The sequence below is a fragment of the Nonomuraea sp. NPDC050394 genome (assembly GCF_044459065.1).
Lineage (GTDB): Bacteria > Actinomycetota > Actinomycetes > Streptosporangiales > Streptosporangiaceae > Nonomuraea.
Genome location: NZ_JBITIO010000003.1, coordinates 334,051 through 360,331, shown reverse-complemented (window position 1 = coordinate 360,331; position 26,281 = coordinate 334,051). Strand labels below are relative to the sequence as shown.

Here is a 26,281-nt window from a genome sequence, read left to right as displayed (position 1 = left end):
CATGGCCCTGCTGGAGGTGCGCGAGCTGTCGGTGACCTACCGGCCGCGCGACGCCGCGCCGGTGCGCGCGGTGGACCGGGTCGGCTTCGACGTGGACGAGGGGGAGTTCGTCGGGCTGCTGGGGGAGTCCGGGTGCGGCAAGTCGACGCTCGGCAACGCCGTACTGCGGCTGCTGGACAAACCCGCCGCGATCAGCGGCGGGAGCGTCGTCTTCGACGGCGTGGACGTCACGCACGCGAGCGAGGAGAACCTGCGTCCGCTGCGATGGGCCAGGATCTCCACCGTCTTCCAGAGCAGCATGAACGCCCTCAACCCCGTCATCACGGTCGGCGCGCAGTTCGAGGACGCCTTCCGCGCGCACGACGCCCATGGCGACGCGGCGGCGCTGATGGAGATGGTCGCGCTCGGCCCGGACGTGCTGCGCCGCTACCCGCACGAGCTGTCCGGCGGCATGCGCCAGCGGGCCGCGCTCGCGCTGGCGCTGGCGTTGCGGCCGACGTTCGTGCTGCTGGACGAGCCCACCACCGGGCTCGACGTGGTCGTGCAGCGCACCATCCTCGACCGGCTGCGCGAGCTGCGGGCCGAGCTGGGCTTCGCCGTGCTGTTCATCAGCCACGACCTCGGGACGGTCATGGAGATGGCCGACCGGGTGATGGTGATGTACGCCGGGGAGATCGTCGAGGACCAGCCCGCCGCCGCGATGCTCACCCGGCCGATGCACCCGTACACGCGCGGCCTGCTCGGGTCCTACGCCGACCCGCGCGCCGCCGAGGTGAGCGTGGACTCCGTGCCCGGCCGCCCGCCGGACCTGTCGCGCGAGCAGAGCGGCTGCCGCTTCCGCGAGCGCTGCCCGGTCGCGGTCGCCGCCTGCGCCACCACCCACCCCCCGCTGGCCCCGGCCGGGCCGGGCGCGGTCCGCTGCGTGCTCGGCGGCGACCTGCCCGAGGCGGGCCGGGCCCGCGCGTTCACCCCGGACCGCACTGAGCTCACGCCGCGCGAGCCCGTCGTGTCGGTGCGGGAGGTGGTCAAGGACTACCGGGTACGCCGCGGCTGGCGCACCACCGTGACGCGAGCCGTGGACCGGGTCTCCTTCGACCTGCGGCCTGGCCGGGTGACCGCGCTCGTCGGGCAGAGCGGCTCCGGCAAGACCACGCTGGCCAGGCTCGTGACCGGCATCGAACGGCCCACCTCGGGCAACGTCTCCTTCGCCGACCTCGACGTGGACGGCCTCGACGGGGGCGGCCTCGACGTGGGCGGGCTGCGCGGGCGGCGGCTCACCCGCTACCGGCGGCACGTGCAGATCGTCTTCCAGGACCCGTTCGCCGCGCTCAACCCCACCCGCACGGTCGGGTACGCGCTCGCCCGCCCGCTGCGCAACCACCTGGGGCTCGGCGAGCGGGCGGCGGCGGAGAAGGCGGCCGAACTGCTGGAGGCGGTCGGGTTGCATCCGGCGGAGCAGTACCTGGACAAGCTGCCCCACCAGCTGTCCGGCGGGCAGCGCCAGCGGGTCGTCATCGCCCGCGCGCTGGCGCCCGAGCCGGGCGTGCTCGTGGCCGACGAGCCGATCTCCATGCTGGACGTCTCGATCCGCGCCGAGATCCTCCAGCTCCTCGACCGGCTGGTCCGTGACCGGGGCATCGCGATGCTCTACATCACGCACGACCTGCTCAGCGCGCGGCTGCTGGCCGACGAGGTGATCGTGCTGCGCGACGGGAAGGTGGTCGAGAGCGGCCCGGCGCTGCGGGTGATCAGGCACGCCGGGCACGAGTACACCAAGCTGCTGCTCGACTCGATCCCGACGCTCACCGGCTCCCCGTAGGAGGTCTCACCATTCGGCGAACGAGCCGTCCTCGTGGCGGAAGACCGGGTTGCGCCAGGCGTGCCCCCGCTCGGCGGCCCGCCGTACCGTGCGCTCGTCCACCTCCACGCCCAGTCCCGGCGCGGACGGAAGCCCGACGTGGCCGGCGGAGAAGGCGAACACGGACGGGTCGGCCAGATAGTCGAGCAGGTCCGCGCCGGTGTTGTAGCCGATGCCCAGTGACTGTTCCTGGATGAGGAAGTTGGGCGTGGCGAAGTCCACCTGCAGGCAGGCCGCCAGCGCGATCGGGCCGAGCGGGCAGTGCGGCGCGAGCGTGACGTCGTGGGTCTCGGCCATCGCGGCGATCCTGCGCACCTCGGAGATGCCGCCCGCGTGCGACGGGTCCGGCTGGGCGACCGCGATGCCGGTGGTCAGCACGTCGAGGAAGTCCCAGCGGGAGTAGAGGCGCTCGCCGGTGGCGATCGGCACCGACGTGCTCGCCACCACCTGGCGCAGGTCGCGGGAGAACTCCGGCAGCACCGGCTCCTCGGCGAACATCGGCAGGTACTCCTCCAGTAGCGGCAGCACCCGGCGGGCGGCGGCCGTGCTGAAGCGGCCGTGCAGGTCGACGCCGACGTCCACGCCGTCGCCGACCGCCTCGCGGACCGCGGCGAAGCGGGCCACGACCGCCCGCACCTGCGCCGCCGACGGCACCGCGGGCAGGGGCCCCTCCCACGCGGCGAACTTGACCGCCGTGAACCCGGCCGCCGCCTTCGCCCGCGCGTCATCGGCCAGCTCGCCGGGGTTGTCTCCGTGCACCCAGGTGTAGACCCGGACCCGGTCCCTGACGGGGCCGCCGAGCAGTTCGTAGACCGGCACGCCCAGGGCCTTGCCCTTGATGTCCCAGAGCGCCTGGTCGATGCCCGAGACCGCGCTCGACAGCACCGGGCCGCCCCGGTAGAAGCCGCCCTTGGTCATCACCTGCCAGTGGTCCTCGATCCGGCGCGGGTCGGCGCCGGACAGCACGTCCATGAGCGTGCGCACACAGGCGGCGACCGTCTCGGCGCGGCCCTCGACGATCGGCTCGCCCCAGCCGCTCACGCCCTCGTCGGTGTCGACGCGCAGGAACAGCCAGCGCGGTTCCACGAAGAAGAGCTCGAACCCGCTGATCCTCACAGGGTGATCTCCAAGCTGGAGTAGAAGGGATCGCCCGGCCCGATCTGGCCTCTGCGCACGGTCTGGCCGGTCTGCGCGGCGCGGTACATGGCGGTGATCAGCTCCAGGAAGTGGCGGCCGTCGCCACCGCTGGCCCGCGGCCGGCGACCAGGCTCGTCCCTGTCCCGCGAGGGCAGCCACGCCGCCGCGACCGTCGGCGGCAGCAGGTTGAACGGCCCCGCCCAAGAACCCGGCGCTGATCCGCTCCGCCCAGCTCGTGGGGCTGGAATGAGCGGCCTGTCGCGGCGCACGACCACGGCGAGCGTGGAGCGCGTCACGGTCTGAGCCGCTCGCGCACCAGGGCTTCGACGCCGTCGAGCAGCCGTGCCAGGCCGAACTCGAAGCTCTCCTCGGGCCGGGGCGTCAGTGCCCCGGCCCTCGCCGCCCTGACCAGCGCCGGGTAGGCCTCCGCCGCCCCGTCGGGCTCGTCGTCGCGCGCCGGCGCCGGGTCGAGGGCCGAGCGGGCCATGCCGCGCACGTAGGCGTCGAGGGTTTCCACGACGTCCACCTTCTCGGGTTCGGTCAGGCCGGTGGACTCCAGCGAGGCCAGCGTCGAGTCGTACCACGCCACGAGGTTCGGGCCGGGCCGGACCTGGGCGACGGCCAGTTGCAGGACCCAGGGGTGGGCGCGGTAGCCGTACCAGTCGGCGCGCGCGCCCGCCTCCAGGCGCTCGCGCCAGTTGCCCGGCAGGGTGTGCGGCAGCGGGCCGGTGCCGATGATCCAGTCGAGCATGAGCGCTTCCAGCGCGGGCTTGCCCGGCACGTACGTGTAGAGGGACGCGGCGCCCGCGCCCAGCGCCTTGGCCAGCCGGTTCATGGTGAGCGCCGCCAGGCCGTCGGCGTCGGCGATCTCGACGGCCATGGTGATCACACGCTCCAGGTCGAGACCCTGCTTGGGCCCCCGGGTCGGGCGCCGCACGCGCCCCCACAGCAGATCGTCGATCGTCATCTTGCGGCCATCCTACAACTCCGTATACCGTTCGGAGTCACGAAACTCCGAATGTCAATCGGAGTTGTGAAGGGGGAGTGATGGCTTCAAGCGAACGCTCGGCCGCGCCCGACCTGGCGCGTGGCCTGATGCTGGCGATGATCGTGCTGTCGAACGTGGTGTTCCACCTGTGGGCCGCGCCCACGGGACCCTCCGGCTGGCACCCCTCGGACGGGTCGGCGGCCGACCGGATCACGCAGTTCCTGATGATCGTCCTGGTCGACCTGCGGATCTATCCGCTCTTCGCGTTCCTCTTCGGGTACGGCATGGCCCGCCTCATGGACCGGCAGGTCAGCCGGGGCGACTCACCGGCCGCGGCGGTCCGGCTGGTACGCCGCAGGAGCCTCCTGCTGATCGCCTTCGGCCTGGTCCACGCGGCCCTGCTGCTGGCCGGCGACATCCTCGCCGTGTACGGCCTGATCAGCCTCGTACTCGGCGCCCTGTTCCTGCGCCGAACCGGCCGCACCCTGCTCGTCTGGGCCGCGATCTTCGCCGGTCTGCTTCTCGTGCTGGCACTCGGGCTGAACGCGCTGATGCTCGCGACCGGCGCGTCCGACGCCGCGCCCGGCCACGTCGCCACCCCCGGCCACGCCGAGTACGCCACCGGCGAGGACGGCTGGCTCGCCGCCGCCGCCGGGCGCCTGACCACCTGGGGAATGCTCCTGCTCGGCGCGCCCGCGCAGTTCGGCATGCACGCCGTCCTGCTGCTGGGGATCTGGACCGCCCGCAACCGCGTCCTGGAGGAGCCCGCCCGCCACCGCCGGCTGCTGGTCGTCACGGCCGCCGTGGGCATCCCGATCGGCTGGCTGGGCGCGCTGCCGTCCGCCCTGGCCCACCTCGGCGTCCTGACCGTGCCGAGCGGGGCGCAGACCGACCAGGGCGAGCTGTTCCTGCTGCAGGCGGCGACCGGGATCTTCGCCGGGCTCGGCTACGTCGCGGTGTTCGCCCTGCTCGCGACCGGCGGGTGGGTGCGCCGCCCGCTGGCGGTCGCGGTGAGCGCGGCCGGTCGCCGGTCGCTGTCGGTCTACCTCGCCCACTCGGTGCTGCTGGGCCCCGTGCTGGCCGCGTGGGGCCTCGGGCTCGGCGCCCACCTGGGCAGCGCGGGCGCGGCCCTCTACGCGCTGGGCGCGTGGCTGCTCACGCTCGCGCTCGCCCTCTTCCTGGAACGGCGGGGCCTGCCCGGCCCGGCCGAGGCACTCATGCGCCGCCTGCTCTACCGGCCTCAGGCCGCGGCCGACGTGCGCACGTAGTGCTCGGCGATCTCGTCACTGGTGGTCAGCCAGATGTCCGGCTGGGCGGCCAGGTACTCCAGCGCCTGGTCCACGTACTTGGCGCGGAAGGCCTGGCCGGTGACGAACGGGTGCAGCGCCAGCGCCATCACCCGCCCGCTGTCCCGGGAGTCGGCGCGCAACTGCTCGTACTGGTCCTTGACGATCCGCAGAAACTCCGGCCCGGTCGTCCCCTTGGAGAACAGCGCCAGGTCGTTGAGCTCCAGCGTGTACGGCACGCTGATCATGCCGGGCACGTTCAGCCGGTACGGCTGGTCGTCGTTGGTCCAGTCGAGCACGTAGCTCAGCCCGAGCTCGGCCAGCAGGGCAGGGGTGTTGAACGTCTCGGTCAGCCCCGGGCCCATCCAGCCCCGCGGCCGCCGCCCGGTCGCCCCCGCGATGGTGTCCACGACGTCGGTGAGGAAGGCGCGCTCCTCCTCCAGGTCCATCCCCGTGTGCAGGATGGAGTTGGTACGCCCGTGCGCCAGCCACGCCCAGTCGCGGCGCAGGCCCGCCTCGACGATCTGCGGGTAGTGCGCGGCCACGTCGGAGTTGAGCAGCGCGCTGGCCCGTACGCCGTGCCGGTCGAGGCTCTCGACCGTGCGCCAGATGCCCACGCGCACGCCGTAGTCGCGCCAGCCGTAGTTGAGCGCGTCGGGCACGAGGTCGGCGGTGCCCGGCCAGATGCTGGTGGACGGGCGGTCGATGAGGAAGTGCTCGATGTTGAGTCCGACGTAGGCGGCGACCTTGGCGCCGCCGGGCCAGGTGATCGCGGGCCGATCGGTGATGGGGCTGTAGTCGAAAAGCGTGTGGTTCGTCATGCGAGCACGGTAAGACTTGCCATTGATGTCAGGTTCAAGCCGGCGCGGGGCCGTCCGGCACCCCGCGCCCGCCCCGCGGCCGGTCGAAGACCGTCGCCGGCACCGCGTCGGACTCACGCGGCCCGCGTAACGCGTTGACGCGCTCAACCCTTGATCTGGGGGACCATCTGCTCGATCGCGTACGGGATGCTCAGCACGGTGTTGAACGACAGCGCCGCGCCGATCGGCGGGTCCTGGTAGGTCAGGAACAGGTCGCGGCCCTCCTTGGCCACCTTCAGCTCCTTGTAGACCGCGTCCTTCTTGATCCGCTCCCACGGCTCCTTGCCGGTGGTCAGCCAGACCAGCCGGTCGACCTCCAGCATGTTCAGCCCCTCCGAGCCGAACTCGGCCACGTTGGACGTGCCCGCCTGCTTGGTGATCTTCTCCGGGATCGTGAAGCCCAGCTCGGCCAGGAACGCCGACTTCGGGTCGCCCTTCTGGAAGGCCGAGTAGGTGCCGGCCTTGAAGCTGTCGGCGGCCACCGCCGTCTTGCCCGCCCACTGCGGGTTGTCCTTGCGCGCCTGGGCGAATTGGTCCTGGATACCGGTGATCAGCTTCTTGGCGTCGGCCTCCTGGCCCAGGGCGCGCCCGGCCAGCAGCGTCATCTCCTGCCACGGGGCGGCGTACGGGTCGAAGCCCTTCGGCTGCGCCACCACGGGGGCGATCTTGGAAAGCTGGTCGTAGGTCGCCTTCTGGACGCCCGAGTACATGGCGAAGATCAGGTCGGGCTTGAGCGCGAGCAGCTTCTCCATCTTCACGCCGTCCTCGCGCAGGCCGAGCACGGTCGGCTCGGTGCCGGCCCACTTGTCCTTCGTCCACGGCCAGTCGCTGAACGGGCTGCGCTGGAACCAGTCCACCACCCCGACCGGCTTGTGGCCGAGCGCCAGCACCGGCTCGTGGTCGCTGAGCCCGATGGTGACGATCCGCTCGGGCTTCTTCTTGATCTCCGTCGTGCCGTACAGGTGCTCGACCTTCACGGGGAACGCGCCGGCCGCGCCGGGTGCCGCGGAGGCCGTGGCCTCGCCTTGGGCGGTCTTGTCTTGTGCGGGCTGCGTGCCACCGCAGGCGGTCGTCAGGCTCAGCGCCAGGGCGGCGAGGGACACCAGCAGGCGTCGAGGAGTGCTCATGGGACCGTGATAGTAAGGTAAGCCTTCCCTCTTCTTCAATTTGATCGGACCTCGGTGACTCGTCAGAGATCGTTGCTGATCACGGGCACCGTGGTCGTCCTGCTCGGTCTGGTGCTGCTCTCCCTGGCCGTCGGCAGCCGGGCCATACCGCTCGCCGACGTCGCCCGCGCGCTGACCGACCCCGCGAGCGTCGACCCGGAGACCGCGGCCATCGTCCGCGGCACCCGCCTGACCCGGACCTTCGTCGCGATCCTCGCCGGGGCCGCGCTGGGACTGGCGGGCGCCGTCATGCAGGGCCTGACGCGCAACCCGCTGGCCGACCCGGGCCTGCTCGGCGTCAGCGCGGGCGCCGCCTTCGGCATCGTGGCCTCCGCCACCTTCCTGGCCGCCACCGGGCTGCTCACCACCATCTGGTTCGCCTTCGGCGGCGCCGCGCTGGCCGCCGTCGTCGTCTACACCCTGGGCAGCCGCGGCAGGGGCGGCGCCTCCCCGGTCAAGCTCGCGCTGGCCGGCGTCGCGCTCACGTACCTGCTCGACTCCCTGACCAGCGGCCTGGCCCTGACCGACCCCGAAGCGCTCGACCGCTACCGCTACTGGTCGGCCGGCTCGCTCACCGGCCACTCCAACGAGACCGTGCTGACCGTCCTGCCGTTCCTGGCGCTCGGGGCGATCCTGGCGTTCGGCACCGCCCCCGCGCTCAACTCCCTGGCCCTGGGCGACGACGTGGCCGTCACCCTCGGCCGCCGCCTGGGCCCGACGCGCCTGCGCGCCGCGATCGCCGTCACCGTCCTGACCGGCGCCGCCGTGGCCGTCACCGGCCCGATCGTCTTCGTCGGCCTGGCCGTCCCGCATCTGGTCCGCATGGTCACCGGCCCCGACCACCGCTGGCTGCTGCCCGGCGCCGCCCTGGTCGCGCCCTGCCTGGTGCTGGTGGCCGACATCCTCGGCCGCGTCGTGGCCCGCCCCCAGGAGATCGACGTGAGCCTGGTCGCCGCGCTGCTCGGCGCGCCGTTCTTCATCGCCCTGGTCCGCCGCCGCAGGGTGGCCGAGCTGTGAGCGACCGTCCCGGCCAGGCGGCTGAGGGCGGCCGCGCAGGTGCGGCGCCCCGTGGCGGCCGCGCCGTGAGCGCTTCCGGCGGTGTGCGGCTTTCCCGGCATCGCGCGGCCTTCCGGCTGGTACGGCCGGCCGTCTCGGGAACCGTGCGCCCGCGTGTCCTGGTGGTCTGGCTGGCCCTGGCGCTCACCGCCTTCCTGGCCTTCTGCCTGGCCGTGGGGATCGGCGCCGGGGACATCGCGGTGCCGTTCGGCGAGGTGCTGCCCGCGCTGTGGGGCAGCGGCGAGCCCGCCACCCTCTTCCTGGTCCACGAGCTGCGCCTGCCCAGGGCGGTGGTGGCCGTGCTGACCGGGGCGGCGTTCGGCATGGCGGGGGCGGTGTTCCAGTCGATCACCCGCAACCCGCTGGCCAGTCCGGACATGCTGGGCATCACCCAGGGCGCGGGAACCGCGGTGGTCGCCGCCATCGTCCTGGGCTTCACCGGGATCGGCTCCCAAGCCTTGGGCCTGGCGGGCGCGCTGGCCGCCGGTCTGCTGATCTACGTGCTGGCCTGGAACCGCGGCACCACCGGCTACCGGATCGTCCTGGTCGGGATCGGCGTCAGCTGGATCTGCGTGAGCGTCACGTACTACCTGCTCAGCCGGGCCGAGCAGTACCAGGCGGCCAGGGCGCTCGGCTGGCTGGTCGGCAACCTCAACGACCGCGGCTGGGACCACGCCCGGCCCCTGGCGCTGGCCCTGGCCGTCCTCGTGCCGGTGGTGCTGCTGCTGACGCGCGGGCAGCGGGCCCTGCAGCTCGGCGACGACGTGGCCATCGGGCTGGGCGTGCGGGTGCAGCGTTCGCGGGTGGCGCTGCTGCTGTGCGGGGCCGCGCTGGCGGCGTTCGCGACGGCCGCCGCGGGCCCGGTGCTGTTCGTGGCCCTGGCCGCCCCGCACCTGGCCCAGCGCCTGGCACGGGCCCCGATGCCACCGGTCACCGCCTCGGCCTGGGCGGGCGCGACGCTCGTGGTGGTCAGCGACCTGATCAGCCAGCGCCTGCTGACCGAGACCGTCCTGCCGGTCGGCGTGGTCACCGGCGCGCTGGGCGCGCCGTTCCTGCTGTGGCACCTGGCCCGCTCGCGCACGTAGGCGCACGTAGGCGGGTTCTCGCGCACGTAGGCCGGTTTCTCGCGCGTAGGCGGGTTCTCGCGCGTCGGTGGTTCTCGCGCGTGGCGGTTCAGGGGAGGCGGTTCAGGGAGGCGGTTCAGGGGAGGCGGGACAGATGGTCGGCCCGGCGGATCGGCTCCGGGATGCGGTAGACGGGCGACAGGCGCAGGATGTGCGCGCAGGCGTTGTCCAGGCCGACGCCGTGGCCCTGGGAGACGAAGACCGGCTTGACCCCCTCGCGGGTGCGCAGCGCCCGGCCGACCACCTCGCCGTCGAGCCGGATCGCCGACCAGGCGCCACGGGCGGGCGGCGGCTCGGCGTGCTCGCCGACGAAGGGCGTCTTGGCCACGCCGATCGAGGGCAGCCCGGTCAGCACGCCCAGGTGGCAGGCCAGGCCGAAGCGGCGGGGGTGGGCCAGGCCGTACCCGTCGCACACCAGCAGCTCGGGACGGACCGACAGCCTGTCCAGCGCGGCCAGCAACGGCGGCAGCTCGCGGAAGGCGAACAGGCCCGGCACATAGGGGAAGCTCGCGCGCTGCCTGACCACCGCGCGGTCCACGACCTCCAGGCTCGCGGCGTCGAGTACCACGACGGCGCCCACCACCTCGTCGTCGTCCCGGTACCCGACGTCGAGACCGGCGACCAGACCCACCTCGGCCGGTCCCGGGCTGTCAAGGTCGGCGAACGGCCGCAGGCGATCCTGTTCGGACTCGGCCTCGGCGACGGTCGCGGGCCAGTGGGGTACGGGGGAGTGGAAGGTCACCGGCGCCATTCTGCCACGCGCTTTCAGCATCGCTAAAGGATGGTTGAAAGACCTTTTCACTGGTTACCCGGGTGGCCCGCGGTTAGCATCGAATTCGAATCCCTTTACTCCGTGTTCCGGGACGAAAATTCGTGGGGGCCTCGATGAGTATTATCGTGCTGCATAAAAAGAATTTGAGCCGGCGCAGGCACCTGGCGCGCACGCGGAAATACGCCGAGGAGCACGGCCACCGGGTCATCATGATCATGAAGGATCCCGAATGGGAGGCCGACTACGTCGACGAGGTCGTGGTCGCCGACACCAGCAGCATCGACGAGACGCTCAGTGCCGCCAAGGCCGTGGCCGCCGCCGAGAGCACGATCGACGCGGTCGTCACCTTCGCCGAGGCGGCGGTGCCCTCCGCCGCCCGCGTCGCCGCCGAGTTCGGGCTGCCGGGGGTCAGCGAGCGGACCGCCCATCTGGCCAGGGACAAGTACCTGATGCGGGCCGCGTTCGCCGAGGGCGGGGTCGCGCAGCCCAGGTTCGCCCTGGCCGGATCCCTGGAAGAGGCGGTGAAGGCGGCCGACGAGGTGGGCTTCCCGATGGTGCTGAAGCCGATCATCGGCACCGGCAGCATGTACGTGCGCAGCGTCGCCACCATGGCGGAACTGGAAGAGCACTTCGACATCATCCGCGAGGGCGCGTGGGCCGGCTTCACCTACGACCCGCTGCACGACTCCGCGATGCGCTCCTACGGCGGCGGCGTGCTGGCCGAGCAGTTCGTGCCGGGACCGGAGATCTGCGTCGAGTCCCTGGTCGTGGCGGGCACGACCCACATGCTGGCCATCCATGACAAGCCGCTGCCGACCGGGCCGACCTTCGAGGAGGTCTACGCCTGCACGCCGACCCGGCTGCCGGCGGAGACGGTCGAGCGGATCGCCGCCGCCGTACGGGACGTGCACGAGGCGATGGGCATACTCACCGGGCCGACCCACGTGGAGTTCCGGCTGGCCGGCGGGGTCGAGCCGGTCGTGCTCGAGGCCGCGGCGCGCATGGGCGGCGGACCCATCTACCGCTCGGTCCTGCTCAGCACCGGGGTGGACCTGGTGGAGGCGGCGCTGGACCTGGCGCTCGGCCGTACCCCCGAGATCGCGCCGCGCGAGGTCGCGCGGCCCATCGGCTTCTGGAACATCTTCCCCGAGCGGGCGGGCACGCTGAGCGAGATCGTCGGCCTCGACCGGGCCGCCGCCGACCCGCGCGTGGACGAGGTGGAGATCTACCGCCACCTCGGCGACCACCTCGAGGTGCCGCCCCGCACCTTCCAGGGCCACGGCCACCTGATCTTCAAGGTGGGCGACGTGGACGAACTCGACCCGGTCTTCGACGAACTGGTGAGCACGCTGCGGCTGCGCACCGACCCCGAGGGGCGATGACATGTCCGACGGATTCCCGCCCGACGACCCCGCCGACCACCGGCCGCTGATCCTGCTGGTCAACAGCGGGATGAACCCGCAGTACCGCGAGTGGGGGCTGCGCGGGCTGCACCGCGAGTTCCGGCTGTGGCTGCTGGACGCGCGCGAGGCCACCTGGGACCGGCCCTACCTCGCCGGCCAGACGAAGGTGGACGCGCTCGACCTGGACGAGGCGCTGGACGCGGCGAAGGAGCTGTTCAAGCGCATGCCGTTCGCCGGCGTGCTCTGCTACGACGAGATGCGCGTCCACAACGCCGCCCGCATCGCCGAGGCGCTCGGCGTGCCCACCAGCCCGTCCGAGGCCATCCTGGCCTGCAGGGACAAGAGCCTGACCCGCGCCCGCATGACCCCGGACATCCCCGGCTCGGTCCGCTCGACCCCCGTGCCCGACGCCGCCGCGGCCCACCGCGTCGCCGCCGAGATCGGCTATCCGGTGGTGCTCAAGCCGCGGGCGCTGGCCGGCAGCGAGGGCGTGGCCCGCGTGGACGGGCCCGAGCAGCTCGACGCGCAGTTCGCCTTCACCGAGCGCGCCCACTTCGCCGAGGTCGAGCGCTACGCCGAGGGTGTGCTGGTCGAGGAGTACCTGGACGGCCCGGAGATCGGCGTCGACGCCGCCGTCTTCCACGGCGAGGTCGAGCCCGTGTTCATCTCCCGCAAGGAGCTCGACCGGCCGCCCACCTTCGAGGAGACCGGCCACTTCGTCAGCACCGACGACCCGCTGCTGCGCGACCCGGAGATCGTCGAGGTCGTGCGCGCCGCGCACGCCGCGCTCGGCTTCGACAACGGCGTCACCCACACCGAGCTGCGGCTCACCGCGAGGGGCCCGCGCGTGGTCGAGCTCAACGGCCGCCTCAGCGGCGACCTCGTCTCCTACGTCGGGCTGCTGGCCACCGGCGTCGACCTGCTCGTGGCCGCCGCGCGGATCGCCTGCGGCGAGCGTCCCGACGTACGGCCACGCCGCCGCTCCAGCGCCGCGGTGCGCTACTTCTACCCCCCGCACGACATGGTCGTGGACGACCTGCGCCTGGACACCGACCGGCTGCCCCCGGGCATCTGGGAGGTCACCCTGCTGGCCGAGCCGGGCAAGCGGCTGCTGCTGCCGCCGGGCTCGTTCGTGAAGGGCCGGATGGCCGCGGGCTTCGCCGTCGGCGAGGACGCGGCGGCCTGCGACCGCTCGCTGAAGGGACTCGGCGAGCTGTTCCACATCCGTGGCCGGAGGATCGATGGCTGAAGGCGGCGGGACGGGGGCGGAGACCCTGGAGGAGCGGCCGGGTTCGCTGTTCCGGGTCAACCGCTCCTTCCGGCTGCTGTTCGCCGCCGCCGCGGTCAGCATGTTCGGCACCCAGATCAGGCTGCTGGCGCTGCCCCTGGTCGCGGTGATCGTGCTCAACGCCTCGCCGGGCCAGGTCGGCGTGCTCGGCATGCTGGGCACGATCGCCTTCCTGCTGATCGGGCTGCCGGCGGGCGCGTGGATGGACCGGGTGCACGGGCGCCGCAGGGTGATGGTGGTGGCCGACCTGGTGCGCGCCGCGCTGGTCGGTTCGGTGCCGGTGGCGTACGCGCTGGGTGTGCTCACGCTTCCCCAGCTGTACGTGGTCGTGGTCCTGAGCGGCTTCGCCACCGTGTTCTTCGACGTCTCCTCGCAGAGCTACCTGCCCGCCATCGTCTCGCGCGAGCGCCTGGTGGAGGCCAACTCCCACCTGGGCGGCATGGAGGCGGTCAACAACGTGGCGGGGCCGGCCGGCGCCGGGTTCCTCATCCAGCTGATCACCGCGCCGCTGGCCGCCGCCGTGGACGCCGTGGGCTACGTGTGGTCGGCGCTGTGCCTGTCGCGCATCCGCGGCCGCGAGGCGCCCCCGCCGCCGCCCGAGGGCGGAAAGCGCCACCTCGTGCGCGAGATCAGGGAGGGCCTGGTCCTGGTCGTCGGCCACCCGCTGCTGCGCGCCATCGCGATCAACGGCGCCATGGTCAACATGTCGGTCTCGATGATCATCGTGATCATGCCGCTGATGTTCCAGCGCGAACTGGGGCTGTCGGCGTTCACGCTCGGCCTGTTCTTCGCCGTGGACGGCATCGGCATGCTGCTCGGCGCCATGACCGCGCGCCGGGTCACCGCCTGGCTCGGCCAGGGCCGCGGCCTGTGGATCATCGGGCTCGCCGTCGTGCCGGCCTGCGCGGTGTTCCCGCTGGTCGACCGTGGGATCTGGCTGTGGCTCGCGGGCGCCGCCTGGCTCGTGCTCAACTACCGGATCGGCGTGAACAACGTCATCCTGATCAGCTTCCGCCAGCAGGTGACCCCCACGCATCTGCTGGGCCGGATGAATGCCACCATGCGATTCCTCATGCACGGCGTGCTTTCACTCGGCGCCGCGCTCACCGGGTTGATCGGGCAGTTCGCCGGCGTGCGGACCGCCCTTTGGGTGGGCGCGGCCGGACTGGCCCTCGCGTGGCTGCCGCTCTATTTCTCGCCGATGAGAAAGATGCGGGAACTGCCGCGAGAGGAGCCGGAGTCCTAGGAGCCGGTGAATGCGTCGAACGGCACAAAACCACCCGACCGGCAGGGCTGACGGAGGAGGAAGGCCCACGGTTAGGATCGGCACATGATTGAGTTGGCGTTAATGCAGACGTTGCACGCCGTAGCTCGGAGCGGCTCGATCAGCGCCGCCGGGGACGTGTTGCACATCACGACCTCGGCGGTCTCCCAGCGCCTGGCCAAGCTCGAACGCGAGGTAGGCCAGAGCATGCTGGAGCGCCACGGCAGGGGGGTGCGGCTCACCGACGCCGGACGGCTCCTGCTCGGATACGCCGAGCGCATCCTGTCCCTGGCCGACGAGGCGGAGGCCGAGCTCGACGGGTACCGGGGCGCGGTCGTGGGCAAGCTGTCGATCGCGGGCTTCCCGTCCACGGTGCGGGGGCTGCTGCCCCGGGCCGTCACCATGTTGAAACGCGAGTATCCGCAGCTGCGCGTGGAGCTGTCGGAGCAGGAGCAGGAAGGCTCGATGCCCCTCGTGTCCCGGGGGGACCTGGACGTCGCCGTGGTCCAGGACTGGTTCAACGTGCCGCTGGCCGTACCCGATCGGCTGGCCACGAAGCAGTTGCTGGAAGACGTCGTGGACGTGGCGCTGCCGGCCGGGCACCCGCTGGCCGAGCGTTCGGTGCTCGACCTGGAGGACCTGGCGCAGGAGGTGTGGATCACCTGGTCGCCCGGCACGGGCTGCCACGACTGGCTGCTGCACACCATGCGCGAGCGCGGGGTGGAACCGCGGGTGGGACACACCGCCGGTGAGCACCCGACGCAGCTGGCGCTGGTGCAGGCGGGCTTCGGGGTCGCGGTCATGCCGAGGCTGGGCCGCGACCAGGTGCCCGACGGTGTGCGGATCGTGCCGGTACGCCCCCGCCTGAGCCGGCGCGTCTACGCGGTCTGGCGCCAGGAGGCCGGCCGTCGTCCGGCGGTCATGGCGGCCGTGGAGATGCTGGCCACGGCGGCCCGGCTGGTGACCCAGCCCGACCACCGGCTGATCGACGGGCCCCTGCCCGCCGGGACGCCGTCCGTCCTGCCCGGACCGCGCGCCCCGGCGGCCGCCATAGGCGCCTAGCCCCCCGCGACCTCGCGCGTGAGGTAGGCGAACTGCTCGTCGGTCAGCTCGACGTCGCCCGCCGCGACGTTCTCCTCCAGGTGGGGGATCGAGCCGGTGCCCGGGATCGGGACGATGACGGGGGAGCGGCGCAGCAGCCACGCCAGCGAGATCTGCGCGGTCGTGGCGTCGAGCTGCTTGGCGACCTGTGCCAGCGCGCCGCCGGCGCTGGCGTGGCCGCCCCTGGCCAGTGGCAGCCAGGGGATGAACGCGATGTTCTCCCGCTCGCAGTAGTCGATGACGTCCTCATAGCGGCGGCTGGTGATGTTGTAGAGGTTCTGCACGCTCACCACGTCGATCTGCTTGCGCGCCTGCTCGATCTGCGCGACCGAGACCTCCGACAGCCCGATGTGGCGGATCTTCCCCTCGTCCTGGAGCTGCTTGAGCGCCCCGAACTGCTCCTCCGCCGGGACCTTCGGGTCGATGCGGTGGAGCTGGTAGAGGTCGATGCGCTCGACACCCAGGCGGCGCAGGCTCAGATGGGCCTGCTGCAGCAGGTACTCGGGGCGGCCGAGCGGCACCCAGTCGTCGCTGCTGGGCCTGCTCTGGCCAGCCTTGGTGCCGATCACCAGGCCGTCGGGGTACGGCCGGAGCGCCTGCGCCAGCTGCTCCTCGTTGGTTCCCGGGCCGTAGGCGTCGGCGGTGTCGATGAAGTTCACGCCGAGTTCGACCGCGCGTCTGGCCACGTCGAGCGCGTACCCGGGGTCGTCCGGCAGGCCCCAGTTGCCCTCACCGGTCAGCCGCATCGCGCCGAAGCCGAGCCTCCGGATCGGAAGGTCGCCGCCCAGCGAGAAAAGGGAACTTGGCATCAGACGTTTCTCCATAAGCCGGAATCCGTTTCGGGCCCCATTATGGAGGGTCGCCGCGGAAAGAAGTAGTGAAAGATTCTGTGCCCTGGGTTGAAGCGCCGCTTAAAGCCTCGCGATCCCCCGAAATGCGTGCACAATGGATTTTCCGCGGAAATTGTGGGGGTGTCATGCTGACGCTCGGCTTCTCGGCGGACGACCTCGCCCGCACCCGCTTCGCGACCTCCCCGCTGCAGGAGGTCGTCGCCAGCATCCGGGTGCTGAAGGATCCGGCCGCCCACATCGTGCACGAGCCGTGGGTGGCCGAGATCCGGCCCCTGCTGGCGGCCTCCGGCCTCGACCTCGGCCCGCTGTCCGACCTGGTGCCCGTGCCGAGCTGGTACATCCCGGACTTCCTGACGCCGCCGCCGCTGACGCCGGCCCCCGAGTTCGCCGCCCAGCTGGAGACGCTGCGCGCCACGCCGCCCGGCCAGGTCAGGACCGACCTCGGGCACATGGTCGACGCGCGCTCGCCCTGGGTGGACGCGCTCCACGACGACCCGGTCCCCGGCCTGGCCAGGCTGGCCGGGGTGATCGAGGCGTACTGGGAGCTGGCGATCGCCCCGCACTGGCCGCGCCTGCGCGCGCTGCACCAGGGCGACGTGATCTACCGCGCCCGCCGCCTGGCCGACGGCGGCGCGGCCAGGCTCTTCGCCGACCTGGCCTCCATCGTGCGCTGGCAGGACGGCAGCCTGCACATCGCCCACCCGCGCTACTCCGGCGAGCGCTCCCTGGACGGCCAGGGCTTGCTGCTGGTCCCCTCCGCGTTCGTCTGGCCGTCGGTCTTCTCCAGCACCATCCCGCCCTGGCAGCCCACGCTGACCTATCCGGCGCGCGGGGTGGCCTCGCTGTGGGAGCGCCGCGACCGCACCACGGCCGACGCCCTCGCGGCGGTCATCGGGCGCTCCAGGACCCTTCTGCTCATGGAACTCGACACGCCCGCGTCCACCACCGAGCTCACCCATCGGACGGGTCTGGCCGCCAGCAGCGTCTCGGAGCATCTCGCCGCCCTGCGTTCCGCCGGACTGGTGACCGCGCATCGCGCGGGGCGATTCGTCATGTACGCGCGCACCACCGTGGCCGAGTCCCTTGTAATGGCCCCCATCGCGTGATATCCCGCTCCATTAATTCGCCGAGAACATCGGACCACAATGTTGAAGCCCTGCTGAAGGGTGGCGTCCAACGGGGCTTTAAGGCCATCCTGACTTAATGCGATCCACCTGGCTAAATATGTCATGTGTTGACAGTGCGACGACCGGTCGTGTAACACTTGACCAGTGATTTGTGGGGACCTCACATAGATCCGCGGCCAAATGGGCGCTTGGATGAGGCCAGGGGTGAAATCGGGGTGTGATCGATACGGCAAGGGCGGCGCCGGTTGATCGGCACGGATAAACAATCCAAAGGTGTATTCGGCGAGCATGCTCGCCTGGGCGGAGACACTTGAGGATCTCCCATCGCATGGCGCTGACCAGCGCTGGAGCATGCTTCCTCTGGTACGAGTCGGTTACGGCCAAGAGTGCGGAGCGACAAACATTCGCGCCGCACGTCGACACGTGTGCATGGTAAAGGGGAAAAATGAGTTCGCGGGAACTGGCAATAGCCGGCCGAGTGATCTCGGATGGTTCCGACGCGTATGTAATCGCGGAGATCGGGCACAACCACGAGGGCGACCTGGATAAGGCGGAAGAACTCGTCCTGAAGGCCGCCGCCGCGGGCGCGAGCGCGGCCAAACTTCAGAAGCGCGAGAACACGACCTTGTACACCAAGGCGATGTACGACGAGCCCTATACCGGCAGAAACAGCTACGGCGCCACCTACGGCGCCCACAGAGAGGCCCTCGAATTCGGGCACGACGAATACACGCACCTCGCGAAGGTGGCGGGCGAGGCGGGCATCGACTTCATCTCGACCGCCTTCGACTTCGCCAGCGTCGACTTCCTCGTCGGCATCGGCGTCCCGGCGATCAAGCTGGCCTCCGCCGACCTCACAAACACCCCGCTGCTCAGCTACGCCGCGAAGACCGGCCTGCCACTGATCATGAGCAGCGGCGGCGCTGACATGACCGACGTGCGCCGCGCGCTCGACGTGGTGCTGCCGATCAACTCCAACGTGGCGATGCTCCAGTGCACCGCGATCTACCCCGTCTCGGCCACCGACCTGAACCTGTCGGTCATCGGCACCTACCGGCGGGAGTTCCCGCACGTCGTGGTCGGCTTCTCCGGCCACGACCTGGGACCCGACCTCAGCTACGTCGCCTACGCGCTGGGCGCCCGGGTGGTCGAGAAGCACTTCACCCTCGACCGCACCAGGCCGGGCAGCGACCACCACTTCTCCCTCGAACCGGAGCAACTGGCAGAACTGGTGGCAGGGCTGCGCCGTACCCGGGAGTCGCTCGGCTCGGGCGAGAAGCGCCAGCTGCCCGCGGAGGCGCCGGCCCTGCGGAAGCTGGGCAAGAAGCTGGTCGCCGCCCGTGACCTGGACACCGGCCACGTGCTGACCGAGGACGACATCGCGATCAAGTCACCCGGTGGCGACGGCATGCGGCCGTACCTGCTGGGACAGGTCGTGGGGCGCACGCTGCGCGCGCCGCTGGCCTTCGACGCCGACCTCAGCCCCGACCTTCTCGACTGAGGGTGACTGCGCTGAACATCGACCTCACCGGGGAGATCGCGGTCGTGACCGGCGTGCTGGGCCGGCTCGGCGCGGTCTGGACCGACGCGCTGCTCGGCGCGGGCGCCAAGGTGCTCGGCCTCGACATCCACACCGAGCTGAGCGCGGAGCTGGCCGAGACTCTGACCCGCCACGGCGACGAGCGCTTCGTGCTCGCCAAGGCCGACATCACCGACCGGCTCAGCCTGGGCGCGGCACTGGAGCTGTGCCTGGCCGAGCTGGGCCGGCCGGCCATCCTGGTCAACAACGCCGGAATCGACCAGCCGCCGTCGGCCACCACAGGGAGCTGGACGTTCGACGACATCCCCGACGAGCGCTCGGCGGCCGTGCTGGACGTCAACCTGCACGGCACGCTGCGCGCCTGCCAGGTGTTCGGCGCCGAGCTCGCCAGGAACGGCCGGGGCTCGGTGGTCAACATCGGCTCCCTCTACGGGAGCATGGCCCCCGACCCCCGGCTGTACGAGCACCTGCCGCTCGACCCGCCCTTCCTCAAGCCGCCCGCGTACGGCATGTCGAAGGCCGGGGTGTCCGCGCTGACCCGGTACCTGGCCGCGCTGTGGGGCCCGCGCGGCGTGCGGGTCAACACGCTCTCGCCCGGCGGCGTGCTCGGCGGCCAGGACCCCGAGTTCCGCAGGAAGTTCAGCGCCAAAGTGCCCCTGCAGCGGATGGCCCGTCACGAGGACCTGGCGGGCCCGCTGCTCTTCCTCGCCTCCAACCAGAGCAGTTACGTCACAGGAACGGAGTTGCAGGTCGATGGCGGCTACGTCTGCTGGTGAGACCCGCACGCTGGCCTGGGTGCCGGTCAGCGAGATCACGCGCGTGCTCGGCGGCATCGAGGACCCCAACCGCCGGGCCCACGCCTTCGCCACCCTCACCAGGATCAACACCCTCTACATGATCATGCGCGCCGGGTCCGGGCATCTCGGGTCCAGCTTCAGCGCGGCCGACGTCATCAGCCGGCTCCTGCTCGAAGAGCTGCGCGAGGACGACCTGTTCTTCTCCTCCAAAGGCCACGACGCCCCCGGCCTGTACGCGGCGCTGATCGGCCTCGGCAGGCTGGAGGAGGACCTGCTGCACCGGCTGCGCCGCCTCGGCGGCCTGCCCGGCCACCCCGACGTCGGCACCCCGCACATGCCCTTCAACACCGGCTCGCTCGGCATGGGCATCTCCAAGGCGAAGGGCGTCGTGCTGGCCAACCGGCTGCTCGGCCGCGACCAGCGCGTCTACGTGCTGACCGGCGACGGCGAGCTCCAGGAGGGCCAGAACTGGGAGGCCCTGGCCGGCGCGGCCCGCTCCGGCATGGGCGAGCTGACCGTCATCGTCGACCACAACAAGATCCAGTCCGACACCTGGGTACGCGACGTCAGCGACCTCGGCGACCTGGAGGCCAAGTTCACCGCGTTCGGCTGGGCCGTCCTGCGCTGCGACGGGCACGACCAGGAACAACTGGCCGCCACCTTCGCCCGCCGCGCCGACGAGCACGCCGACCAGCCCGCCGTGATCATCGCGGACACGGTGAAGGGCGCGGGCTGCGCGCGCTTCGCCGCCACCTCGATGCGCGAGGACGAGTGGCGCTACCGCTTCCACAGCGGCGCGCCCGCGCGCGAGGACTACCTCGCCGCGCACGGCGAACTCCTCGACGCCGCCCGCGCGAGCTGCGGTCCGTTCGGGATGAGCACCGCCGACGACCAGCCCCCCGTCAAACTCCAGACGCCCAAACTCCCCGAGGTGTACGGCGAAGCCCTCGCCGACCTGGCCGCCCGCGACGCCCGGGTGATCGCCTTGGACGCCGACCTCGTACTCGACACCGGCCTGATCCCGTTCTGGCGCCGCTTCCCCCAGCGCTTCGTCGAATGCGGCATCGCCGAGCAGGACATGGTCTCGATCGCCGGGGGCCTGGCCTACCGGGGGCTGCTGCCGTTCGTCCACTCCTTCTCCTGCTTCCTGCACGCCCGGCCGAACGAGCAGATCTACACCAACGCCACGGAAGGCCGGAAGGTGATCTACGTCGGGTCGCTGGCCGGGCTGCTGCCCGCCGCGCCCGGCCACTCCCACCAGGCGGTCCGCGACGTGAGCGCGCTGGCCGCGATGCCCGGCCTGGTGATCCTGGAGCCCGCGAGCCCCGAGCAGACGCGGGCCGCGGTCGACTTCTGCGCCAACACCCCGCACAGCGTCTACCTCCGGCTGGTCAGCGTGCCCTGCCCACCGGAGACCGCCACGCTGCCCGCCGCGCCGCTCGTGCCCGGCCGGGGCACCGTCGTGCGCGAGGGCGGCCCGACGGTGGCCATCGGCTCAGGGCCGATCGTCCTGGCCCAGCTGCTGCGCGCGGCCGAGGCCCTGGCCGCGACCGGCCTGGAGCTCACCGTGGTCAACCTGCCCTGGCTCAACCGCGTGGACGCGGGCTGGCTGGCCGACCTCGCCGGCCGCGCCGACCGGCTGTTCGTCGTGGAGAACCACTACACCAGGGGCGGCCAGGCCGACGTCGTGGCCAGGACGCTTCTGGAGCTCGGCCTGCCCGGCCCGCCGGCCTTCCTCGGGATCGGCATCGAGGACGTGCCCCGCTGCGGGCGCGACGACGAGGTGCTCGCCGCCCACGGGCTGAGCGCGGAGCACCTGGCCGACACCATCCGCAAGCACCTTTCCTGACCAGCGCCCCTCCCCGAAAGGACCACCGTGGAGACCATCTACAACGACGTCGAGCGCCCGCCGCGTGAGCTCGTCGACGCCTTCCGCGAGGTGTTGAAGGAGTACAGCCCGAGCTGCCTGGTGACCGACGCGCGCCGCCGTACCGGAGCCATCGGGGGATTGCTGCCGGTGCTGCCACACCACAAGATCGTCGGGCCCGCGATCACCGTGAACCTGTCCATCGACGACCTCGTCGACTGCATGCCGGTGCTGAGCAGGGCGCAGCCGGGCGACGTGATCGTGCTCGCCTGCCACCGCTCCACCAGGACCGCGATGTGGGGCGGGCTGATGTCCACGCTCTCGCTGAAGGCGGGCGTCGCGGCCGGGATCGTGGACGGCGCCATCCGCGACGTTGACGAGATCCGCGACCTGGACTTCCCGGTCTGGTACCGCGGCACGGTGCCCAGGCCCTCGCCCACCGCCGTGCACAACCGCACCGAGCCGGTGCAGGTGAACGTGCCCGTCGTGGTGGACGGCCAGGTCATCCACCCGGGCGACATCATCGTGGCCGACGAGAACGGCATCGCCGTCGTCCCCTCCGCCGACGCCCAGGACGTGCTGGAAGGCACCCGCGTGCAGATCGGCAAGGAGAAGACGATCCGCGACAAGATCAACTCGGGGGCGACCGTGTCCGAGCTGCTGGCCGAGTTCGGCCACCTGTAAAGGAGACGCGGGGGAATGCGGATCTACCTCACCGGAGCCGACGGGATGCTCGGCACCGCACTGCGCGCCGCGCTGGCCGCCGACCCGCTCACCGCGGGCTGGGGCGTGCGCGGCGTCTCCGTGGCCGACTTCGACATCGGCGACCCCGGCGCGGTGCGCGCCTCCGTCGAGGACTTCGCGCCCGACGTCGTCGTCCACACCGCCGCGCACGCGATCGTCGACGAGTGCGAGGCCGACCCGCAGCTCGCGCTGCGCGTGAACGTGGCAGGCGTCCGCAACGTCGCGGACGCCTGCCGCAGGACCGGCAGCCGCCTGGTCTACGTCTCCAGCGACTACGTCTTCGACGGGGCCGACACCCCCGACGGCGGCTACCGCGAGACCGACACCCCCGGCCCGCTCAGCGTGTACGGGCTGAGCAAGCTGGCCGGCGAGCGCATCGTGGCCACCGTCGACGACCACCTCGTCATCCGCACCTCCTGGCTGTTCGGCGGCAGCGACGAACGCACCGACAACGTGCTCGCCATGATCCGCCAGACCGAGCGGGGCGAGCGCGTACGCCTCATCCACGACCAGTTCAGCTGCCCCACCTACACCGTCGACCTGGCCCGCGCCATGGTGCTGCTGCTCAAGCGGGGCACCGCGGGGACACTCCACGTGGCCAACACCGGCTCGGCCAGCTGGTTCGACGTCGCCAGGGTGGCGCTGGGGCGCGAAGGCCGCGCCGCCGAGCCGGTCGCGCTCGACGACTGCGGCTTCCTCGGCCGCCGCCCGCGCAACTCCACCCTGAGCACCGGCCGCCTGAAGCACCTCGGGATCACCATGCCGGACTGGTCCGACGCGGTCTCCCGCTACCGCACCCACCTCTCCACAGGGAACGGGAGAACATGAGCAACCGACCCACCTGGCGCACCTGGTCGGGCACGGCGCGCTGCGCCCCCGCCACGCTGCTGGCGCCGACCCGCGAGGAGGAGATCGCCGCCGCGGTGCGCACCGCGGCCAAGATCGGCCGCACCGTGCGCCCGGTCGGCACCGGGCACTCCTTCAACCAGCTGGCCTGCACCGACGGCACGCTGCTCGACCTGACCCGCTTCCGTGGCGTCACCGGCGTGGACCGCGCCGCCGGGACCGTCACCGTGCGCGCCGGAACCTCCTTACACATGCTGAGCTCCGCCCTCGACCGCGCCGGGCTGGCGCTCGGCAACCTCGGCACCATCGCCGCGCAGACCGTCGCCGGGGCGCTGGCCACCGGCAACCACGGCACCGGCCTGACCCATCCGCCGTTCTCCGGCCAGGTCACCCGCCTGCGCCTGGTCACCGCCGACGGCTCCGTACGCGAATGCGACACCCGCGAGGACCCCGAGCTGTTCCGGTGCGCGCGCACCTCGCTCGGCGCCCTCGGCGTGATCACCGAGGTCACGCTGCGCGTGGTGCAGCGCTTCAACCTGCGCGCCGTGCTCGGCCGCGAGCCGCTCGACGGGCTGCTCGAACGCTTCGAGGAGTGGGCGGGCAGCGCCGAGCACGTCTCGTTCTCCTGGCTGCCGTGGGCCGACAGCGCCGCCACCCGCGCGCTGGACCGTACCGCCGCGCCGCCCACCCCGCGCGCCGCGCGGTACCGCTACGACAGCACGCTGGCCGAGGTCCGCTGCGGCCTGTCCGGCCTGGCCGGACGGCTGCGCCCCGGCATCGTCCCCCGCCTGGGCCGTACGCCCGCCACCGGCGAGCGCGTCTCCTACGTGGACACCGCCCACCGGGTCTTCGCCTTCCCGCAGCCGATCAAGTTCCTGGCCATGGAGCACGCGCTCCCGCTGGAGAACATCCCCGCCGCGCTGACCGGGCTGCGCGGCGCGCTGCGCCGCTTCGGCCACTACTCGCCGTACTCGGTGCTCGTGCGCGTCGGCGCCCCCGACGACTCCCCGCTCAGTCCCGCGTACGGCAGGCGGACCGGCTACGTCAACCTGTGCGTGCCCAGGACGGCGGGCTACATCGAGATCCTGCGCGTCGCCGAGCCCGTGCTGCGCGACCTCGACGCCCGGCCCCACTGGGGCAAGGCGCACACCGCCACCGCCGAGATCCTGCGCCCGCGCTACCCGGAGTGGGAGAACTTCGCGCGCGTGCGCGCCGCGCTCGACCCCGACGGCGTGTTCGCCAACGACTACCTCGGCCGCGTCCTCGGCCCCGTCCACGCAGGGCAGCCCGCGTGATGGCCGTCCGGGGACTGTTCTTCGACTTCGACGGCCTGCTCTGCGACACCGAACGGGCCGCCAGGCAGTCCTGGCGCGACCTCTACGCCCGCTTCGGCCTCGCCTTCCCCGAGTCGGTGTGGGCGGCGATGACCGGACGCTCCTCCGGCGCCGAGATCGCGGCCGGGCATCTCGGGCGTACGCTCGGCCGCGCGGTGACCGAGGAAGAGATCGCCTGGCGGCTGGCCCGCAAGCAGGAGCTGTCCGACGCCGAGCCGCTGCGGCCCGGCGTACGGGCGCTGGCCGGAGAGGCCGCGCGGCGCGGCATCCGGCTGGCGGTGGTCTCCGGCTCGCCGCGGACCTGGGTGGCCGGGCACCTCGGGCGGCTCGGGGCGCTCGAGTGGTTCGACCACCTGGTCACCGCCGACGGCGGCATCGCGGTCAAGCCCGCACCCGACCTGTACCTGCTTGCCCTGCGGCGGTGCGGGCTGCGGGCCGAGGAGGTGCTGGCGCTGGAGGACTCCGAGGTGGGGGTCGCCGCCGCGCGGGCCGCCGGGCTGCGCTGCGTCGCCGTGCCCAGCGCCGCCGGCCGCCACGCCGACCTCGGCGCGGCCAGCGCCGTCCTCGACACCCTGTACCAGATCTCGCTCGACGGCCTGGAGGTGGCGGCCGCATGACACACGCACTCGAGACGCACACCCCCGACCCGCAGGCCCCCGGCCCCCAGGCCCCCGACCCCCAGGCCCCCGACCTCCAGGCCCCCGACCCTCAGGTTCCCGGCCTCCAGGCCCCCGACCTCCAGGCCCCCGACCTCCAGGCCCCCGGCCCACAGGTCCCCGGCCCTCAGGTCACCGGCTCCCAGGTCACCGGCCCACAGGCTTTTGACCCCCAGGCTCTTGACCCCCAAGGCTCCGGCTCCCGGGCCCCCGGCCCAGAGGCTTCTGACCCTCAGGCTCTTGACTCGCTGGCCGCCCGTGGCAGCGGGCATCCGGAGTGGATCTGGCGCGACGGCGCCCTCGTGCCGTGGGAGCAGGCCACCGTGCACGTCAACGCGGTCGGCCACGCCTCGGTCGCCGCCGTCTTCGAGGGCATCAAGGCCTACCTCGCCGCCGACGGGCGCCGCCTGCTGGCCTTCCGGCTCGACGACCACCTGCGCAGGTTGTTCGAATCGGCGCGGCTGTGCCGGCTCGACCTGCCCGGCGACGTGGACGATCTGCGGGAGGCCATCCTCGGCCTGCTGCGCGCCAACGCCTGCCGTACCGACACCTACATCCGGCCGTGGGCCTTCCCGCGCGGCGTGATCCGCGAGCAGATGGTCCCGGCGGGCACCCGCTGCGAGATCGTCGTCGACAGCTGGCCCTTCCACAGCCACCTGCTGACGCCGCGCGGCTGCCGCGCCGCGGTGAGCTCGTGGATCCGGGTCAGCGACGCGTCCATGCCGCCGCGGGCCAAGACGTTCTCCAACTACCACAACGGGCGGCTGGCGATGATGGAGGCCAGGGAGAACGGTCACGACTGGCCCATCCTGCTCAACGACCGCCACAAGGTCAGCGAGGGTCCCGGCGCCTGCGTCGCCCTCGTGCGCGACGGTACGGTGATCACGCCGTCGCTGACCAGTGGCCTGCTGGCCGGGCTGACCAGGGACAGCGTCTGCGCGCTGACCGCCGGCCTCGGGCTGGCGCTGGAGGAGCGGGAGGTCGACCGCAGCGAGCTCTACCTGGCCGACGAGGTGTTCTTCATGGGCACCGCCTGGGAGATCCTGCCGGTTACCACCGTCGACGGCCGCCGCGTCGGCGACGGGACGATGGGGCCGGTGACGGCGCGGCTGGAGCGGGAGTACGCGGCGATCGTGCGCGGACGCTCCGAGCGCCACCCGGAGTGGCTGACCGAGATCCCGCTGGACCCCGGCTGACCGAGATCCCCGCTGGACCC

The 26,281-nt window shown here is 72.2% G+C and carries 24 protein-coding genes; 17 read left to right on the top strand and 7 right to left on the bottom strand.

Annotated elements, in window-relative coordinates; all coding sequences use genetic code 11:
• The first annotated feature begins 1 nt into the window (after nucleotide 1).
• Nucleotides 2-1,819, top strand: coding sequence for an ABC transporter ATP-binding protein (locus tag ACIBKY_RS14775; protein ID WP_397097173.1), 1,818 nt, complete (start codon nucleotides 2-4; stop codon nucleotides 1,817-1,819).
• Nucleotides 1,820-1,825: 6 nt separating this feature from the next.
• Here ACIBKY_RS14775 and dgoD read toward each other — a convergent pair whose 3' ends face one another.
• From dgoD to ACIBKY_RS14760, 3 genes are read right to left on the bottom strand one after another with little or no spacing between them, the layout of a single operon-like run.
• A complete protein-coding gene (gene dgoD, locus ACIBKY_RS14770; protein ID WP_397097172.1) occupies nucleotides 1,826-2,974 on the bottom strand; it encodes a galactonate dehydratase in 1,149 nt (382 codons plus the stop codon).
• Nucleotides 2,971-3,291, bottom strand: a complete 321-nt coding sequence (locus ACIBKY_RS14765; protein ID WP_397097171.1) for a hypothetical protein — start codon at nucleotides 3,289-3,291, stop codon at nucleotides 2,971-2,973. Before ACIBKY_RS14765 ends, dgoD begins: the two co-directional genes overlap by 4 nt.
• Complete coding sequence (locus ACIBKY_RS14760; protein WP_397097170.1) at nucleotides 3,288-3,962, bottom strand: TetR/AcrR family transcriptional regulator C-terminal domain-containing protein; 675 nt, start codon at nucleotides 3,960-3,962, stop codon at nucleotides 3,288-3,290. Before ACIBKY_RS14760 ends, ACIBKY_RS14765 begins: the two co-directional genes overlap by 4 nt.
• An 80-nt stretch (nucleotides 3,963-4,042) precedes the next feature.
• Between ACIBKY_RS14760 and ACIBKY_RS14755 the strand changes: the two genes are divergently transcribed.
• A complete protein-coding gene (locus ACIBKY_RS14755; protein ID WP_397097169.1) occupies nucleotides 4,043-5,251 on the top strand; it encodes a DUF418 domain-containing protein in 1,209 nt (402 codons plus the stop codon).
• Here ACIBKY_RS14755 and ACIBKY_RS14750 read toward each other — a convergent pair.
• Nucleotides 5,224-6,090 (bottom strand): polysaccharide deacetylase family protein, encoded by an 867-nt coding sequence (locus ACIBKY_RS14750; RefSeq protein WP_397097168.1) that lies wholly within the window; start codon nucleotides 6,088-6,090, stop codon nucleotides 5,224-5,226. The genes ACIBKY_RS14755 and ACIBKY_RS14750 overlap by 28 nt on opposite strands.
• 143 nt (nucleotides 6,091-6,233) lie before the next feature.
• On the bottom strand, nucleotides 6,234-7,256 hold the full coding sequence (locus ACIBKY_RS14745; protein WP_397097167.1) for an iron-siderophore ABC transporter substrate-binding protein: 1,023 nt from the start codon (nucleotides 7,254-7,256) through the stop codon (nucleotides 6,234-6,236).
• A 54-nt stretch (nucleotides 7,257-7,310) separates the two neighbouring features.
• On the opposite strand from ACIBKY_RS14745, the gene ACIBKY_RS14740 reads away from it, so the two are divergent.
• Together ACIBKY_RS14740 and ACIBKY_RS14735 are read left to right on the top strand one after the other, a co-directional pair.
• Nucleotides 7,311-8,312, top strand: coding sequence for a FecCD family ABC transporter permease (locus ACIBKY_RS14740; RefSeq protein WP_379621602.1), 1,002 nt, complete (start codon nucleotides 7,311-7,313; stop codon nucleotides 8,310-8,312).
• Nucleotides 8,309-9,436: a FecCD family ABC transporter permease gene (locus ACIBKY_RS14735; protein ID WP_397097166.1), complete on the top strand. Its 1,128-nt coding sequence runs from the start codon at nucleotides 8,309-8,311 to the stop codon at nucleotides 9,434-9,436. Before ACIBKY_RS14740 ends, ACIBKY_RS14735 begins: the two co-directional genes overlap by 4 nt.
• Nucleotides 9,437-9,551: 115 nt before the next feature.
• On the opposite strand, the gene ACIBKY_RS14730 is transcribed toward ACIBKY_RS14735, so the two are convergent.
• The gene (locus ACIBKY_RS14730; protein WP_397097165.1) at nucleotides 9,552-10,247 is read right to left on the bottom strand and encodes an endonuclease V; all 696 of its coding nucleotides are present in this window, start codon (nucleotides 10,245-10,247) and stop codon (nucleotides 9,552-9,554) included.
• 143 nt (nucleotides 10,248-10,390) lie between these two features.
• On the opposite strand from ACIBKY_RS14730, the gene ACIBKY_RS14725 reads away from it, so the two are divergent.
• From ACIBKY_RS14725 to ACIBKY_RS14710, 4 genes are all read left to right on the top strand, one after another.
• Nucleotides 10,391-11,629, top strand: coding sequence for an ATP-grasp domain-containing protein (locus tag ACIBKY_RS14725; protein ID WP_397097164.1), 1,239 nt, complete (start codon nucleotides 10,391-10,393; stop codon nucleotides 11,627-11,629).
• Between the two features lies 1 nt (nucleotide 11,630).
• Nucleotides 11,631-12,899 (top strand): acetyl-CoA carboxylase biotin carboxylase subunit family protein, encoded by a 1,269-nt coding sequence (locus ACIBKY_RS14720; protein ID WP_397097163.1) that lies wholly within the window; start codon nucleotides 11,631-11,633, stop codon nucleotides 12,897-12,899.
• A complete protein-coding gene (locus ACIBKY_RS14715; protein WP_397097162.1) occupies nucleotides 12,892-14,184 on the top strand; it encodes an MFS transporter in 1,293 nt (430 codons plus the stop codon). The genes ACIBKY_RS14720 and ACIBKY_RS14715 overlap by 8 nt, the downstream gene beginning before the upstream one ends.
• Nucleotides 14,185-14,268: 84 nt before the next feature.
• Complete coding sequence (locus ACIBKY_RS14710) at nucleotides 14,269-15,264, top strand: LysR family transcriptional regulator (protein ID WP_397097161.1); 996 nt, start codon at nucleotides 14,269-14,271, stop codon at nucleotides 15,262-15,264.
• Here ACIBKY_RS14710 and ACIBKY_RS14705 read toward each other — a convergent pair.
• Nucleotides 15,261-16,112 (bottom strand): aldo/keto reductase, encoded by an 852-nt coding sequence (locus ACIBKY_RS14705; protein WP_397097160.1) that lies wholly within the window; start codon nucleotides 16,110-16,112, stop codon nucleotides 15,261-15,263. The genes ACIBKY_RS14710 and ACIBKY_RS14705 overlap by 4 nt on opposite strands.
• A gap of 167 nt (nucleotides 16,113-16,279) precedes the next feature.
• On the opposite strand from ACIBKY_RS14705, the gene ACIBKY_RS14700 reads away from it, so the two are divergent.
• The 9 genes from ACIBKY_RS14700 to ACIBKY_RS14660 all read left to right on the top strand — a co-directional run bounded on the left by ACIBKY_RS14700 (nucleotide 16,280) and on the right by ACIBKY_RS14660 (nucleotide 26,261).
• Nucleotides 16,280-17,260 (top strand): DUF5937 family protein, encoded by a 981-nt coding sequence (locus tag ACIBKY_RS14700; protein WP_397097159.1) that lies wholly within the window; start codon nucleotides 16,280-16,282, stop codon nucleotides 17,258-17,260.
• 499 nt (nucleotides 17,261-17,759) lie between these two features.
• Nucleotides 17,760-18,782 (top strand): N-acetylneuraminate synthase family protein, encoded by a 1,023-nt coding sequence (locus ACIBKY_RS14695; protein WP_397097158.1) that lies wholly within the window; start codon nucleotides 17,760-17,762, stop codon nucleotides 18,780-18,782.
• A 2-nt stretch (nucleotides 18,783-18,784) separates the two neighbouring features.
• Nucleotides 18,785-19,597, top strand: coding sequence for an SDR family oxidoreductase (locus tag ACIBKY_RS14690; RefSeq protein WP_397097157.1), 813 nt, complete (start codon nucleotides 18,785-18,787; stop codon nucleotides 19,595-19,597).
• Nucleotides 19,575-21,467: a transketolase C-terminal domain-containing protein gene (locus ACIBKY_RS14685; protein ID WP_397097156.1), complete on the top strand. Its 1,893-nt coding sequence runs from the start codon at nucleotides 19,575-19,577 to the stop codon at nucleotides 21,465-21,467. The genes ACIBKY_RS14690 and ACIBKY_RS14685 overlap by 23 nt, the downstream gene beginning before the upstream one ends.
• Before the next feature lie 27 nt (nucleotides 21,468-21,494).
• Complete coding sequence (locus ACIBKY_RS14680) at nucleotides 21,495-22,169, top strand: RraA family protein (RefSeq protein WP_397097155.1); 675 nt, start codon at nucleotides 21,495-21,497, stop codon at nucleotides 22,167-22,169.
• 15 nt (nucleotides 22,170-22,184) lie between these two features.
• Nucleotides 22,185-23,057, top strand: a complete 873-nt coding sequence (gene rfbD / locus ACIBKY_RS14675; RefSeq protein WP_397097154.1) for a dTDP-4-dehydrorhamnose reductase — start codon at nucleotides 22,185-22,187, stop codon at nucleotides 23,055-23,057.
• Nucleotides 23,054-24,370: a D-arabinono-1,4-lactone oxidase gene (locus tag ACIBKY_RS14670; protein ID WP_397097153.1), complete on the top strand. Its 1,317-nt coding sequence runs from the start codon at nucleotides 23,054-23,056 to the stop codon at nucleotides 24,368-24,370. The genes rfbD and ACIBKY_RS14670 overlap by 4 nt, the downstream gene beginning before the upstream one ends.
• Nucleotides 24,370-25,026, top strand: a complete 657-nt coding sequence (locus ACIBKY_RS14665; protein WP_397097676.1) for an HAD family hydrolase — start codon at nucleotides 24,370-24,372, stop codon at nucleotides 25,024-25,026. Before ACIBKY_RS14670 ends, ACIBKY_RS14665 begins: the two co-directional genes overlap by 1 nt.
• Nucleotides 25,023-26,261, top strand: coding sequence for a branched-chain amino acid transaminase (locus ACIBKY_RS14660; protein ID WP_397097152.1), 1,239 nt, complete (start codon nucleotides 25,023-25,025; stop codon nucleotides 26,259-26,261). Before ACIBKY_RS14665 ends, ACIBKY_RS14660 begins: the two co-directional genes overlap by 4 nt.
• The last annotated feature ends 20 nt before the right edge of the window (nucleotides 26,262-26,281 follow it).